Source organism: Pseudomonadota bacterium (assembly GCA_018817425.1).
GTDB lineage: Bacteria > Desulfobacterota > Desulfobacteria > Desulfobacterales > RPRI01 > RPRI01.
Map to the genome: position 1 here is coordinate 20,208 of JAHITX010000013.1, position 15,438 is coordinate 35,645.

14 protein-coding genes are annotated in these 15,438 nt (G+C 38.5%); 10 read left to right on the plus strand and 4 right to left on the minus strand.

Annotation, left to right across the window (positions count from 1 at the left end; all coding sequences use genetic code 11):
• Positions 1-440: 440 nt before the first annotated feature.
• Positions 441-1,763: a DUF1329 domain-containing protein gene (locus tag KKC46_02980; GenBank protein ID MBU1052778.1), complete on the minus strand. Its 1,323-nt coding sequence runs from the start codon at positions 1,761-1,763 to the stop codon at positions 441-443.
• Positions 1,764-2,900: 1,137 nt separating this feature from the next.
• Here KKC46_02980 and KKC46_02985 point away from each other — a divergent pair.
• A complete protein-coding gene (locus tag KKC46_02985) occupies positions 2,901-3,077 on the plus strand; it encodes a hypothetical protein (GenBank protein ID MBU1052779.1) in 177 nt (58 codons plus the stop codon).
• Positions 3,078-3,108: 31 nt separating this feature from the next.
• Here KKC46_02985 and KKC46_02990 read toward each other — a convergent pair whose 3' ends face one another.
• Both KKC46_02990 and KKC46_02995 read right to left on the minus strand, forming a co-directional pair.
• Positions 3,109-4,431, minus strand: coding sequence for a DUF1329 domain-containing protein (locus tag KKC46_02990; protein MBU1052780.1), 1,323 nt, complete (start codon positions 4,429-4,431; stop codon positions 3,109-3,111).
• 81 nt (positions 4,432-4,512) lie between these two features.
• The gene (locus tag KKC46_02995; protein MBU1052781.1) at positions 4,513-6,132 is read right to left on the minus strand and encodes a hypothetical protein; all 1,620 of its coding nucleotides are present in this window, start codon (positions 6,130-6,132) and stop codon (positions 4,513-4,515) included.
• A gap of 473 nt (positions 6,133-6,605) precedes the next feature.
• On the opposite strand from KKC46_02995, the gene KKC46_03000 reads away from it, so the two are divergent.
• Genes KKC46_03000 through KKC46_03010 form a run of 3 tightly spaced genes read left to right on the plus strand, consistent with a single transcriptional unit; the run spans position 6,606 to position 9,750 of the window.
• Positions 6,606-8,027, plus strand: coding sequence for a helix-turn-helix domain-containing protein (locus tag KKC46_03000; GenBank protein MBU1052782.1), 1,422 nt, complete (start codon positions 6,606-6,608; stop codon positions 8,025-8,027).
• Positions 8,028-8,049: 22 nt separating this feature from the next.
• Positions 8,050-8,877, plus strand: a complete 828-nt coding sequence (locus tag KKC46_03005; GenBank protein MBU1052783.1) for a nitroreductase family protein — start codon at positions 8,050-8,052, stop codon at positions 8,875-8,877.
• Between the two features lie 15 nt (positions 8,878-8,892).
• On the plus strand, positions 8,893-9,750 hold the full coding sequence (locus KKC46_03010; GenBank protein MBU1052784.1) for an SDR family oxidoreductase: 858 nt from the start codon (positions 8,893-8,895) through the stop codon (positions 9,748-9,750).
• On the opposite strand, the gene KKC46_03015 is transcribed toward KKC46_03010, so the two are convergent.
• On the minus strand, positions 9,694-10,056 hold the full coding sequence (locus KKC46_03015; protein MBU1052785.1) for a KUP/HAK/KT family potassium transporter: 363 nt from the start codon (positions 10,054-10,056) through the stop codon (positions 9,694-9,696). The two genes, KKC46_03010 and KKC46_03015, sit on opposite strands and share 57 nt — an antisense overlap.
• 128 nt (positions 10,057-10,184) lie before the next feature.
• Between KKC46_03015 and KKC46_03020 the strand changes: the two genes are divergently transcribed.
• The 6 genes from KKC46_03020 to KKC46_03045 form a co-directional block, all read left to right on the plus strand.
• On the plus strand, positions 10,185-11,069 hold the full coding sequence (locus tag KKC46_03020; GenBank protein ID MBU1052786.1) for a HEAT repeat domain-containing protein: 885 nt from the start codon (positions 10,185-10,187) through the stop codon (positions 11,067-11,069).
• A complete protein-coding gene (locus KKC46_03025; GenBank protein ID MBU1052787.1) occupies positions 11,069-12,340 on the plus strand; it encodes a hypothetical protein in 1,272 nt (423 codons plus the stop codon). Before KKC46_03020 ends, KKC46_03025 begins: the two co-directional genes overlap by 1 nt.
• Positions 12,341-12,349: 9 nt before the next feature.
• A complete protein-coding gene (locus KKC46_03030) occupies positions 12,350-12,628 on the plus strand; it encodes a type II toxin-antitoxin system Phd/YefM family antitoxin (protein MBU1052788.1) in 279 nt (92 codons plus the stop codon).
• Between the two features lie 3 nt (positions 12,629-12,631).
• Entirely contained in the window at positions 12,632-12,931 is a 300-nt protein-coding gene (locus KKC46_03035; GenBank protein MBU1052789.1) for a type II toxin-antitoxin system RelE/ParE family toxin, read from the plus strand.
• A 383-nt stretch (positions 12,932-13,314) separates the two neighbouring features.
• Positions 13,315-13,950: a carboxypeptidase-like regulatory domain-containing protein gene (locus KKC46_03040; GenBank protein ID MBU1052790.1), complete on the plus strand. Its 636-nt coding sequence runs from the start codon at positions 13,315-13,317 to the stop codon at positions 13,948-13,950.
• A partial coding sequence (locus KKC46_03045; protein ID MBU1052791.1) for a hypothetical protein occupies positions 13,947-15,438 on the plus strand: 1,492 nt, incomplete at its 3' end. The genes KKC46_03040 and KKC46_03045, both read left to right, overlap by 4 nt.

Consider the following 15,438-nt stretch of genomic DNA (forward strand, 5'->3'; position numbering starts at 1 on the left):
ATAGAATATGTATTATCACAATCACAGGTGGTTTGTTTCACAGGGTAACCGCATTTAGAAATAATGGTTTTGCGCAAACACCCCTAAACCGTCATGCCGGACTTGATCCGGCATCCATAACCCAATGTAATTACTGGATACCTGCCTTCGCAGGAATAACGAAAGGAGTTGTTACTGCTTTTTGTTTTCTCAACAAACATTATATTAATCAAAACTGAGTGTATAAACAATCTAAATGCGGTTACCCTGGTTTGTTTCATAAAGAAGAATAGCTAACTTCAGTTGGTTCAACAAATGGTTTAAATTTGTTGATAAAATACAAAATATCAAGCTGTAATATATACACCTTTTGCCGTTGATACGCCTTTTGCCGTTGATATTTATTTATCATCGCAGGAACGGGATATCAGGCCCGTTCCTGCGGATTTAGTTAATAAATCTTACTTAGATAACACCAAAAAGTTATTTTTTGTGAAATACTTGGGACTCAGTTTGGCTTCAGGCAGGTATATATATGATTCCGGATGAGTCGAATTATTGCTGCTTGTAGCATGCCGGGCTTTTTCATCAATATACAGCGTGCAATCACGATCTCCCGTATTATTTTTACCGGTTTTAGTATCCTCGCTGTAGTGTACTATCATAGTAGCCCATGTTCTAAAATCACCGGATCTTTCATATACCTCTTTATACCATATGACATAGCTTTCCTGATCAATATAGTTTATATGCCTGCCCCAGTTATAATAAGGATCTTTGGGTATCTGTTCTACAATCCATACCTTTCTTGGAACATAGGTAATATTTTGAGGTGCCCATGATACACCCTTCCACTTGGGGTTTTCATAGCCCATAGGGATACTTGTGCCTGTGAAGGGAAATACCCTCTTCATACTTCCATCCGGCAATTCAGTTACCGGAAGAATATCCTGACTTGCAAATGAAGCAAGGATAGTTTTTTCTCCCACATACTTCCATTCCATGGAAGGTGTTTTTCCTGACCACATGTAATTGGCATCTATCCATGAATCAGAACCCATATACGGATCGGATCTTGATGTTGAGGTGGTTTGACGAGTCCTTCTAATTGCAGGGATATAGGCGTAACTGCTGTTATCCTTTATACCCATATAGGTATAGGCCATTGTATTGGTTCCTCTTACAGGCATAGGTTCCGATATATTCTGAAACTCATAGGCAAGAACCTTATCGGGATTATAATTTATTTCCTGACCAGGTGGTCGTCCGTTCATGTAAAGGCGACTATCAATACCGGCTGCATAACGTTCCATATTTTCTTTATCGATCCACTTGATACTGATATGATCTTTTGATCCCATAAAACGATATCTCTGGAAATCAAAATTGAATATGATCTTTTCTGCAACCTTGGGATCTTTAAGATAAATATCGGGAAAAGGCATACCATAAAGTTGTTCAGGGTATTTGCCGGTGCTTTTTTCGATCAGCTCACCTTTTTTGCTTATGTCGAATTTCCCTTTATTTTTTCCACTTGCTTTAAGAAACTTGTCATCATGTGTATATTTGAAATTTATCTTCCCTGGTGTAAGAACAAAATCACCTCTTTCAATCGCACGATACATAGCTGGAATTATTATATCTTTATATTGATCGCAGTTATTCTTGTCGATAACTTTTGGCAATTCTTCAGCCTGCAGGTAACCGCCAAAACCAAGAAGAATTACAAGAATGCAAAGCATCGGTAACTCAATAGGTTTAAAGATCCTTTTTAAAACTTCCACTTTTTCCTCCTCTAATATTAATCATTTTGTATAACACTGTTATAAACAACTGTCTTTACGATCCTATGCAAATTTAGCCCTCTTGTGCGCAGAATGGACTGGGTAGTTATGGATACTTATTATGCTAACCTTATATATTTTAAAACTTCAATTTGGAATTAAATTAAAGATATAGCTCCAACTTAATTTCTGTTTTTCACCCCCTTCTTTTGTTAAAATATCAGCGTTAAATCGAGGGGAGTATAAAATAGAATTATAAAAAGACGCTACATAGGTGAGCAACAAATCATAATTGCGGACAATCTCTGTATACTGTAATAACAAAAGAGAATTGGCGTATTTGTCAATGACTAAAGTTTTTTTGTCATTGTTATAGCAGTTTTAATAAATATTTTCCGTTTAAAGAAACAATTACTATTTTTCATGGACTTTAAATAAGCTTCAACATACAAATTATCGTTATTATAGTTAAGGCTGGACACGCAGTGAAGCTTAGGCGTTATCCGGTTTATTCAATATATTTTTGATAGCCCCGATTTAATATGTTCCGGGGCAGGGTTATCAAGTCCGGTATGACAGTTAAAATAATTGCTGCAAAACCATCATCTTTAAAAAAATATTTTCGATACGAATACTATTTTGAGAAACGCTATAAATGCTTTCTGTAAGACCTATTTAAAATTCACTTTATCTCAACTCGATTTCCTTTGTTTGAATATAGTTTTAAGAACATTTAGGTTCAGCTTTCCAACTTTATAAGTATCTTCTTTTCCGGCATGAACCAGCCCTTTTGAAGTTCCGGAGAAAACGCTGTCAGGCAAGACATGGAACAGGAAAAGAGCTGGTTCATGCCGGAAAAAATTATTTTAAAGCATAATTATAAAAAGCTATATCTTATAACAATTGGTATAATCGCAGGAGCAGGATTTTAAAAACTGCTCTCTATTTCCTTTAGTTGGATACAAATATTGTGCCAATTATTATTTGCAGTAATATTAATATTATATAAAATTCATATGTTTATATTTCAAAATACGGCAATTTCACCACAGTATTTTCCAATAATGTTGCAATATATTATTAATATTTATTGTAAAGTATGAAAGTGAGGAGAAATCATATAAGAAACTAACAGGGATGATGTATGAAGATAAGTATCTTTTTTTCCGGCATGAAACAGCCCTTTTAAAGTTCCGGAGAAAACGCTGTCAGGCAAGACATGAAACAGGAAAAGAGCTGGTTCATGCCGGAAAAAATTATTTTAAAAAGCTATATCTTATAACAATTGGTATAATCGCAGGAGCAGGATTTTAAAAACCGCCCCTGCGATTATAAGAACTACATTTTATTTAGACAACAGCAAAAAGTTATTAACGGTATAAAACTTGGGATTCAGTTTGGATTCAGGCAGATATATATATGCATCCGGATCTGCTGAATTATTTGTGCTTGTTGCATGCCGGGCTTTTTCATCAATATAAAGCGAACAATCGCGATCTCCTGTATTGTTTTTCCCGGTTTGCGGATCTTCGCTGTAATGCACTACCATAGTGGCCCAGGTCCGGAAATCACCGGATCTTTCATATACCTCTTTATACCATATGACATAGCTTTCCTGATCAACATAGTTTATATGCCGGCCCCAGTTATAATAAGGATCTTTGGGTATCTGTTCTATAACCCATACTTTTCTTGGCACATAGGTAATATTTTGAGGTGCCCATGATATACCTTTCCAGTTGGGGTTTTCATATCCCATCTGAACACTTGGACCGGTGTAGGGAAATACCCTCAGCATACTTCCATCCGGCATTTCTTTACTCGGAAGCATATCAGGGCTTGCAAATGAAGCAAGAATAGTTTTTTCTCCCAAATAAATCCATTTCATGGTTGGAGTTTTTCCTGCCCACATGTAATTTGCATCCATCCATGAATCAGAACCCATATACGGATCAGATCTTGATGTTGAAGTGGTTTGGCGAATCCTTCTAATGGCCGGAACATAGGCATAGCTTGAATTGTCCTTTTCATCCATATAGGTATAAGCCATTGTATTGGTACCTCTTACAGGCATGGGTTCCGTTATATTCTGGAACTCATAGGTTAGAACCTTATCAGGATTATTTTTTATTTCCTGACCCGGCGGACGACCGTTCATGTAAAGGCGGCTGTCAACACCGGCTGCATAACGTTCCTCTCCACTTTTATCAAACCATCTGACTCGGATTTTATCTTTTGAGGCCATAAAACGATATCTCTGAAAATCAAAATTAAATATGATTTTTTCCGCAACCTTGGGATCTTTTAAATCAACATTGGGAAAAGGCATACCATAAAGATGTTCAGGGTATTTGCCGGTGCTTTTTTCTATCAGATCACCTTTTCCGGTTATAGTGAATTTACCTTCATTCTTTGCACTTGCAGCAATAAATTTATCATCATGCTTGAATTGAAAATTTATTTTTCCAGGTGTAAGAATATAATCACCTCTTTCAATTGCACGGTACATAGCCGGAATGATAATGTCTTTATATTGAGCGCAGTTACTCTTGTCGATGGTCTTTGGTAAATCTTCAGCTTGCAGGGAGCTGGAAAAACCGAGAAGAATTGCAAGCAAGCAAAGCGTCGGTAACTCAATGTATTTAAAGATACTTTTTTTAATTTTCACTTTTTCCTCCTTTAATTAAATTTTGTCTGACACTGTTTTTAAAAACAGTTATACAATCCTCAGGCAAATAAATATCATTGGTTACCATTGATATCCTATTTTAAATGTTACCTCACTGGCAACTTTTACACCATCAGCAAAACCATAACTGGCTTTTGCGTCTCCTAAAAATGCCTGCAGCCTAAGATCGGCATAAATATCAGAGGTGATGAGATATTTTACCGCAGGTTTTACCATCCAAGTTGTGCCGTCACCATGTTTGCCGGGACAAACTGCCAGCAAAATCGACGGAGTAAGTTTGGCACCCATTAAAGCTGTGCTCGTGTTAACCATGAACACATCCGATTCTCTTACGTTTCTGCGGTCTTTTTTTTCCGAAGTTCCACTCATGTCGCCTGTTACACGACCGGTTTTATCTATATGCGGGTTATCAAGATTGTTTTTGACGATAGCGCCTGTAAAGGGATTTGTTACGTCACCCCCGTTCCACTCATTGATTGTTTTATGCAACCATTCAAATGATACTTTTGTTACATCTTTTGAAAGCCATCTCCACCGGAAATCCTTGTCAACCGCAAGCATGGTTTTTGTTACCGGTTTAAGCACAAATGTATTTCCTACTGAGTAAGTAGCACTGAACATAGGCTCAGCGAGAGATATCGGTTCAGCCGTATGATGGGAAACCTCTCCTCTGATAATTGCTTCAAAATGACCAACTAATAATTGATAACTGAAAAAACCGCCGTAAACGTGCTGTTTGTTGTGCGTTACTTCGACTGTGCCAGTACGAAAAGTTGGTGGACTCGGATACATTACCATACCATTAGGATCACTTACTACATCCCTGAAATAAAGCACGGAAAGGTTTAGCCTTTGTCCGATTTCTGCTGTTATTTTTCCGCCATATTCATTATTATTGGTGGGAACTTTCTCCCTGACTTCAAAACCATACAGGTCGCCAAAATTTGTGATGTATACATAAGGAGACTGAAATCCGGCACTGGGATCATTAGGGTCGCCATCTCTTGGCCCCCACTGCGAAGGTCTGATATCAGGAATCCATAACAAGTCGAAATTGAGGCCAAAATTCTGTATACGGGGCATGCTGTAATTTATTCTTCCCATCCACAGAGGAATTTTTACATCATCAGGATTCTGGAAAAACAAATTAAAGGAGCTATCCGGCGGATTGATAACATCATTCAGGGTTTCAAGCAGACCCTCGCCCCAGGAAACAATCTGTCTGCCAGGACGGAAAAAACCGTCACCAAATTGGCCTGTATAAACAAAATCGATAAAAGCTTCTCTTAAATCCTGCTCAAACCTGATGTCATCCAGATCATAATCGAATCTTGAGCCGCCTATATCATCTGCAATATCATATCTGTGTGCAGCAAGATCAAAGATCGAATCATAGGCACCCCTGAAGGTTAAATGAACTTTTTCCACTCTGAAGGCACCCAATTTTACATCAGGATAAACATCAATATCAAATTTTAATGTATTTCTCTGCTGAATCCCGTAAGCTTCATCAAAAAAGCCGTACTGCATACCATTTGTATCCCTAACAACAATGTTTGATTCAAATGTACCGTGAAAACTGCTTGTCATTTCCGCAACAGCTTTTGAAGAAAAAAACCCCGATATCGCTGTAACGAAAAGCAAACATAATACCGTTTTGCCCCATCTTCTCCTACTCATATCTTTCCTCCTAAAAATTAATGTTTAAAAAAGATACAGCCCTTTCCCAGTTTAATCTGTAATTCTCACCTCCTTTATTATAATATATTTTAAGAGTGATAATTTTAAACTTTTCAAAGCAACAGTTTTAAACTATTATACTTTTTCTTTTAATTTGACGCCTTATTTAAGATTTGATAATTTTATATATAAAAGGCTGCAATTGCTGAGAACAAAGATAAAAGGGTTAGTACCCTTAATCGAATATTGTAGGTAACAGTAAATGATTTGACACCACAATATGATGGTGTCATGGGCATAAATTCATTTAAACGTATTATACTGAAAATATTGTTCGACAATATTTCATAAGATTGTGTTGGAAAAAATTACCGTTGTTTTTACATAAAATGTTGAAGTAATAAAAATTCCCGATAAATTAAGACAGGGTTTTGCTTCGTAACTATTATTTCATGCTTTATCAAGGTCAAGATATGTCCTCTGAAAATTTTTTACGCTATAAAACACTTGGTCAGCTTATCAAAGATTATCGTCAATTGCGCAAGCTAAGTCAAGAAGAGTTTGCTGACCCAATAAAGGTAAGTGTCAGGCAACTGCGAAGATGGGAGGCCGGACTCTCTCATGCTTCTGTAGAGAACCTTCAAGACATTGCCAATTATACAGGAATACCCATGGAAGCATGTATTTCACTTAATGCAGATAATCCGATTTGGTATTCGCTGCAAAAAAAGCGGGTTGCGTATACATTGATTGAAGCGGAATTCATAAGAATCAATGAGGTGTTGAAAAGATATATGCAATCCGGGCAAGATACATTCCTGGAAAATGAACAGGTTATAACGGAAAAGCATATTGATATGATTATTTCATATCATAACGATGCTTATGGTATAAAAAAGCCATTGTCAAAAAATGTCTTCACAAAGGCTATAAACATGTTGCCTGATGTAAATCGTATTATAATAGACAATTGGGGTAGCATGGCAGGCTATGTTATTTGTCTTCCCATAAAAATTGATGCTTATCAGGAACTTAAAAAGCAAAAGGTTCTCGAAGACTATCTAACATCTGAAAAAATCAATGATATATTAACAATAGGTAAAGGAGTTTTTTTTCATTATTCCATTTTTTCAGCAAGTTTAAGCGTTGCATATCCGATGATGGTGAAAAATATAAAATATCTTTCTGAAATAAAACAAAAAAAAGAGTATCTTACGGCTTTTCATACTGCCACTGTAAAAGGAGAAGAGTATTTCGAAGATATGGGTATGAAAAGTGCGTGGAAAGCTGCTGATAATGATCATACAGATATAAATAGTATGCCACAAATCTTTGATATTGAATTGGATATTCTTATTAATAAGTTTAGCAGCTATATTAATCCCATAACCGTTGATAATCCTATAACCGTTGATGCTTTAAGCCCGTATAATAAATCTAAAAATAATATAGATAAAATTAAGTGTCCTAATTCCGGATGTGAAACACATGATAATACGACAGATGGCAATATTATTTGCAACGGAACGTATTACACAAAACAGGGAGAGCAAAGGCATAGATTTAAATGTAAAAAATGTGGCATATCTTTCAGCAGCAAAGCGGGGACCATTTTTTACGGTCTTAGATCTCCGGAAGAAAAAATTATGAAGGCCCTTAGTCTTCTGATTAAGGGGATGTCACTTACAAATGTAGCGAACGTCATGAATGTTAAATTCGACACTGTTCGACGTTGGCTGAGAGTTGCTGCTGAACAGAGAGGCAAAATTGATGCAATGCTTATTGAAAAGCTAAATGTTTCTCAGGCTGAATTGGATACCTTATGGACTTATATCAGCGAGAATTCCCTTCGTAAAAGAGCGAGCCATTGGGAAAAAAAATATAACAATAATTAATATAATAAGGAGTATAAAGCTGATGGGGCTTTTAAAAATAGATAAAAGTAAATGTAAACAGGACGGGCTTTGTGCAAAAGACTGCATGACTGCGATTATAAGAATCCCTGAAGGCGGTGGCTTTCCATATATACCTGATAATATGGAAAGTATGTGCCGAGTTTGTGGCCATTGTGTGGCTGTATGTCCCCACGGGGCTTTAAGCCATGAACTCGTACCACTCGAAAAATCTCCGGCTATAAAAGATGAACTTAAAATCAATCAGGATCAGGCTGTGCAGTTTTTGCGGACTCGACGTTCTATCCGGTTTTATCATGACAAAGGTGTTGAAAAAGAAAAGATCCAAAAACTTATTGAAACTGCCCGCTATGCCCCTACCGCAAGCAACAGCCAATTGGTGGAATGGATAGTTATAAGCGATAAATCAAAAATACATACTCTTGCCGCCAAAACAACTGAATGGTTAAGGCAGTTGCTAAAAGACGACCCGGCTATAGCAAAAGCAAGCCCTTATCTGTATCAGGTTATTGCAGCCTGGGATGGCGGTTATGATCCGATCTTAAGAAAAGCGCCGACAGTACTTGTGGCATCAGCGCCCAAAGAAGCATTGGGAGGTGCAACGGATGTGGTTTTGGCTCTTTCATATCTTGAATTGCTGGCTCCTGTAATGGAACTTGGAACATGCTGGGCCGGATTATTAAACGGAGCGCTTACTGCCTTGCCTTCTTTAAAGGAATATATTGGTTTACCCAAAAAACATCCGCATCACTTTCCTTTGATGATAGGATACCCAAAGGCAAAATATTACAGACTGCCTGAACGAAAGCAGCCCAGGATCACTTATATATAAACAATAGGATACATTGTGAATAAAATTTTAGTTGCAGGTGCAACAGGCAATACCGGAAGTGAAATATTAAAACAGCTTTTGGAAAAGGGCGTGCAATTTAAGGCAATGTCCAGAGACAAAAGTAAATTTAAAAACATAGCAGGAATCAACCGGGTAGAAGGTAATTTTGCAGATATCAGCTCACTGGTTTTGGCCTTTAAAGACGTGGAAAATATTTATGTTGCCATGCCGGCTCATCCTGACAATGAAGTATGGATAAATAATATTATTTCAGCTTCCAAAAAAGCAGGTGTTTTACATATTGTAAAATTATCGGGAATGGGAGTTAGTCCGGATGCAGGTTCTGAAATAATAAGGGTTCATGCAAAAACCGATGATATGTTAATGCAATCAGGATTAGTATATACATTATTAAGATCCAATTCATTTTATCAAAATATTTTTGCATCAATTCCGACAATTAAAAATCAAAGTTCTATTTATTCACCATTGTCAGATTCAAAGCTTAGTTTAATTGATATAAGAGATGTAGCAGCAGTTGCAGTAAAAGCGCTGACAGAAAATGGGCACAACAATAAAATCTATAATCTGACAGGCCCTGAAACACTGAGTTATTATGATATTGCAAAAAAAATCGGATCGGCCATAGGAAAAGATATTACCTACTATCCGATCAGCAAAGAACAGGCAAAATTGTCAATGTTAAAAGCCGGAGTTTCCGAATGGAGAGCCGATAAACTATCGGAAATTCTGGAGTGGTTTGGCAAAGGAGGTTTTGAGGCAATAAGCCCGGATGTTGAATCCGTGCTTAACAGGTCAGCTTATAGATTTGATGAGTTTTTTAATGATTATAAAATAAAATTCAATATTTAACTGAGGATCTTCCATGAATCCGTATCTGGCTTCAATGCGATAAAATCCTCCACCCAGTTTTTCGGTCTTGACCTTTTCAAGATTAGGGCCGATTTGAGTTGGGGAGGTATGCTGAATATTTAAACGCGGCAGGTATCCTGTCTGAATTGCCTGACGGGTGAGAGAAAAGGCGCCGCTGATAACAGCCTGGGAAGCAATTATTGTGGCAAGTGTTGACAGCAAAACCGTTGGAATCATAGCCCATGATGGAACCATGGCATAAAACGGGTGATTACAATCATTGAGCTGATTGTGAAAAGATACCATATAATATATCGGGTATCTTTAAAAAGAATTGAAATACTAACGGTATTTGAAGGGCATCGTCTTTAAAGGCTCGAAGGGCTTGAGGACAATTCAAGTAATAACCATTTATAACGGCTTAATTTCTTTTGATGAAAAATAATAGTAAATCTCTTAAATTACGTGGATGCCTTATTATAATCGGAATCGGTTTGATGGGAATAGGGGGCTCCATTGTTTTTAACAGGTCTTCCTGTACGGAAAATTTTTTAAACACCGGGTTTGATCTTAAAAATATTGCTATAATAAGCAGTATTTGCGGTTATATTTTAACTACCATATTTTCTACCCGGCTTCGGATTCTGCCGGTTTGCGGCCTGGCGGCGGCTTGTCTGGCTTTGTTTATCGGATCATTTGGCGGTGGTTCTATGGGAAGCTGGGGCTGGGTTGTCAATCTGGTTGCAATTATGGTTATAGCACCACTTGCGGCGATCTTATGCATTATTTCCGGCGTTGCTTCTCTTGCAACAATAACAAAAGAATATAAAAACACAAAGAAACCGATTATTTTAACAGGGATAGTTGCAGTTGCCGTTTATATTATTTTATGGATTTTAATCAACACGGTACCGGGTTTAAATGCTGCTGTGGCTTCATTACATAGCGAAGATAAACATGAACGAATCACTGCCGCTAAATTTCTGGCGGATAATAGAGATAAAAGAGCAATAGATCCTTTGATTGAAATGCTGTCTGACCCTGATGGCAAGATAAGGGCTTCAGCAGCACAAATACTGGGTTCTTTTATACTTGCCGGTATGAACAGTGATACCCGTTCAATAAAGCCACTTATCAAAGCCCTTCAGGATGAAGATGTAAATGTGCGTGCTGCCGCAGCCCTTTCTCTTGGGCATATAACGGAGCATCTGAGAAGCGAGGCGGCAGGGTGGCCGGTGGAACATCTTAAAACAGCGCTGAAAGATGATGATGCGTCTGTAAGGGAGGCGGCACAGAAGGCACTTGCGATGATGGAATAATGATGCAATCCAAAAATCAAAAGCCGGTTGCAGGAAGAGATGAAACATCACCAAACTTGGTTGACTGGAAACCTGTGGAAGGTATACCCCCGATGAGTCATGTGGTTACCGGAAACCGTTTAGGTGGGGCCGTTGCTATGCTTGCAGGCCTTCCGTGGGTTTTTCATGCATCCAGGTATCTGCTGGAAGAGATTGAGCGTACCGGCTTTGACTCCGGGCAAATTTTCCTTGTTCTTCTGGTATTTGGCGGACTTTTCTTCACTTTGTTTGGTTTCAGCCAATTCGTTTACCGGGAAGAAACGCTTATCGACAACAAAACGGTAAGGTGGTCCCGGCGTGGCCTGAGTGGTTTTAAAAAGTGGCAAGAATCCCTTTCTTGCTATCGTGGCGTGATAAAAGATTATATGTGTGTAAGCGGCCAAGGTAGCTCCGGTACGAGTTACACTGAATATACTATCTCCCTATATCACGATGAATTGTTTAAACGTGTGCGGCTGTATGAATCACAAAGTACCAAGTCATATCCCCCGGATGAGTGGAACCGCCTCTGGACTCATTATGCTAAATTATTCCGGTTGCCGGTGCTTGATACTGATGGTAAGGATATCACCGCCTCCAGCGTGGAAGACCTTGCGCGGCCGCTACAAGACAAACTAAACGAAGGCAAGATTCAGATGCCCGATATTGACACTGATCAGGCTGAGTTGCCTGCCGGTTTGACCGTTAATCGGGATGGTGATCAGTGTATAATAACGCTCAAGCCTGCCGGATATATCCGGCAAATACCTTTGCTGCTTGCTATTGCGATTTCCATACTTGGCCTGGCCGGAGCTTTATATTTTTTCCTGGGTACAAAGTCCCCTTTTCCGGTTGTCTTAATTTTTTCAATTGCCGTGCTTGTCGGGGTTATTCTTCGTATTGTTTCCATCATGCGTAAATCGAACTATCCCGATAAGATTACCGTTGATGCCAAAGCGCTAAAGTATCAAACCTGGAGCAGTCGCCACGGCTGGAACACACTCAGCATTGACATAACAGACATCAGGAATATCGCATTAAGGTCGGACCCGCCATATCCAAGGTCCTGGAAGAAAGTGGTGGTAGAAGCAAAAGATGGCAGTGTTAAGTTCGGTGAAGGACTGCCGGTTAAGTCATGCCAATACTTGAGAGACCTGTTGTTGTTTTATATCGGATCGAGTGTTATTGAAAAAACAATTTGCATTTCAATTATAATGGGCTATATTATGGTCAATATACAGATCATAATATAGGAGTCTGAAATGAAACAAATAAATGTTGCAAATGATATTGTGCCTGTTGCTGAATTCAAAGTGCAGGTTTCAAAATATCTCAAAAACATCAAAACTACAGGCCGGCCAATGGTTATAACGCAAAATGGCAAACCTGCAGGCGTACTTCTTACCCCTGACGATTTTGAAGAACTCATTTATCAAAAATCTTTGATGGAATCGATAAGCCGAGGGATTTCCGATTTAGAGAAAGGTAATATATTCACAACCGAACAACTCAGGGCTGAACTTGAAAAAAGAAGAATATAAAAAATGCAAATTGTATGGACACAAGAAGCATTAGAAAAATTGGCGGAAATCGAAGAATATATTTCTAAAGACAGTCCAAAAAGAGCGATCAATTTTATAAACTACCTGATAGAGCAGGCAGAAACATTAATAAATCATCCGGAAATTGGTAGGGTAGTACCGGAAATCGGAAATGAAAATATCAGAGAGTTAATTGCGAAAAGATATCGCATCATATATCGGTTGTCCGGGAAAAGAGTTGAGATACTAACAGTATTTGAAGGACATCGTCTTTTACATATTGAAGAACTGGGGATCAATTAAAGCAGCAGTATTTTATAATCGTTAATATTTCAAATTTAATTTATTTACGAAAAATTTTATTAACGCTGTAAGAAGCCAATTAACTACTTTTACATCATACCTTTTTACCACGTCATACCGGCGAAGGCCGGTATCCTACAAATTCAATATGTCCGGGATGACGGTTTGAGTAGTATTCACCAAACCATCGACATAGTCCTCCCTTTTATTTTTTCTTCTTCAAAATTCAGGAGTTGTAATAAAAATTCAATATTGTAAAATATCTTTTAATAGATTATTTGCAATTTCAGATTACTCAGGATATTCTATTGAAATAATTAATTTTCTTATGGTCGATGTCGGAAGCCCCGTTAATTGTTCTTTAAGCTATCAGAGGATAAATCATGAATGATAAAACCAAAACAGGAATTGAAAAGAATGCAGAAGGCATAGAATCGAAAAAAGAGAATAAAGAGATCCATACACATTCAACAATTCCCGGGTGGGCAACCACCGTATCTGTTATAAGCGGTTTAGCATTTTTGGTTATTCTGCTTATAATCGCAGTTTTTATTCCTCATCCCACAGGTTTTCAAATATTTATCTTTCGTATCATTATTGCACTGGCTGCTGCTGCTTTTGGGGCTACAATCCCCGGTTTCTTAAAAGTCGATCTGCCTGTTGGAAAAAAGGGACTCATAGCAGCAGGTGGAGCAGTCGCTTTTTTTGTACTGATTTATTTCATGAACCCTCCTAAGTTGATTTCAGATACACCACCGCCTCCTGAAATACTGAAACAGTCCCTTGCAGGCTTTATTTTGGATCAGGATGGCGAACCTTTATCCGGAGTAAATGTTACCCTTTTAGAATATGAAGTAAGTGACCTTACAACTGGCCAGGGAAAGTTTTCTTTTGAAATTAAAGGTGAAAATAATTCTTCTGTTCGCCTGATGGCCCAAAAACAAGGCTTTAAAACGCACCGGCAGGATGCTACACTGGGAAACACCAATTTAAGTTTTAAAATTGAGCCAAAACCATGACAAGACAAGCATGTTCTTACATTTATCTTAAAATCATCCTTTGTCTTATTGTTTGTTTTGGCACATGCCCGGCTTTATCAGCAATGGCTAAACAGGATTTACGCGGCAAGGTTTATATTCTTGGTGAAAATGATAAGCGATTTCCTGTTACAAACACAACCGTCCGCATTCAGAGCACTGATGATTCAGATATAACAACAAGCACTGGTATGTTCAGAATTTATTTGCCGGATGTATTCAAGACCGGAGAAACTGTAACACTGGAAGTGGAAAAGCCAAAGTATCAGATACTCCACCCATTGGCAGGCGAAGTAAGAATACCTGCCAACTCCTTAAAAGATCCGGTTGAAGTTATTTTGGATAAAGAAGGTTCTCACCGTTTTATGAGCGGCAAGGCATTTGCCTTACTTATAGAAAATATCGCCAATAAACCCAAATCGCAGATTAAGCCCGATGATGAACGAAAAGAAGTGGATTTGAGTCGTTACCTTAAGCAGTGGGCTGTAAAATACGGTTTCGGGATTGAGCAGGTAAAAGCCGAGTTGGACAAATGGGCTGCGGATGTCCAAGCGAGACAAGAGGATTTTTATGAGCTTGCCCTGGCTGCATTTTACAAGAAGAATTTTAAAGAAGCTGCGGACAGGTCTTATCAATCGGCAAAGCAGTATGAAAAACAATTGGCTGAACTTAGTGAGCAGGAAAAAAGGATTAGTGAAAAAAAGCAGCAAATAAAAGAAAATATTATCCGCGATTATCGTCTTGCCGGTAATGCTCAATATAATGACTACCGTTTCAAAGAAGCTCTTGCTTCTTATCAGAAGGCTTTGGATGTGCTTAGTAAAGTATCTGCTCCTCAAAAATGGGCGTCTTTAATGAATAACATAAGCAATACATACTGGAATGTGGGTATCAGAGCAGAAGGTAGCGCGTCACGAGAGTATCTTAAAAAAGCAGTCGATGGTTTCAGTAAAATATTAAAAGTTTATAATCGTGAGAGCTTGCCTCAGGACTGGGCTATGACCCAGAACAATATGGGGATTGCATTACAAGAGCAAGGAATTCGCACAGGAGTTAAAGAAGGTGCAAAATTGCTGGGCGATGCAGTAGATGCGTACAAAGCTGCTTTAACGGTTTATACCCGCGAGAGCTTGCCTCAGGACTGGGCTATGACCCAGAACAATATGGGGATTGCGCTACAAAATCAGGGAATCCGTACAGGAGGTAAAGAAGGTGCAAGATTGCTGGGCGATGCAGTAGATGCGTACAAAGCTGCTTTAACGGTTAGAACCCGCGAGAGTCTGCCTCAGGACTGGGCTGGGACCCAGAACAATATGGGACTTGCTTTGCAAAATCAAGGAATTCGCACAGGAGTTAAAGAAGGTGCAAAATTGCTGGGCGATGCAGTAGATGCGTACAAAGCTGCTTTAACGGTTTATACCCGCGAGAGCTTGCCTCAGGACTGGGCTATGACCCAGAACAATATGGGGA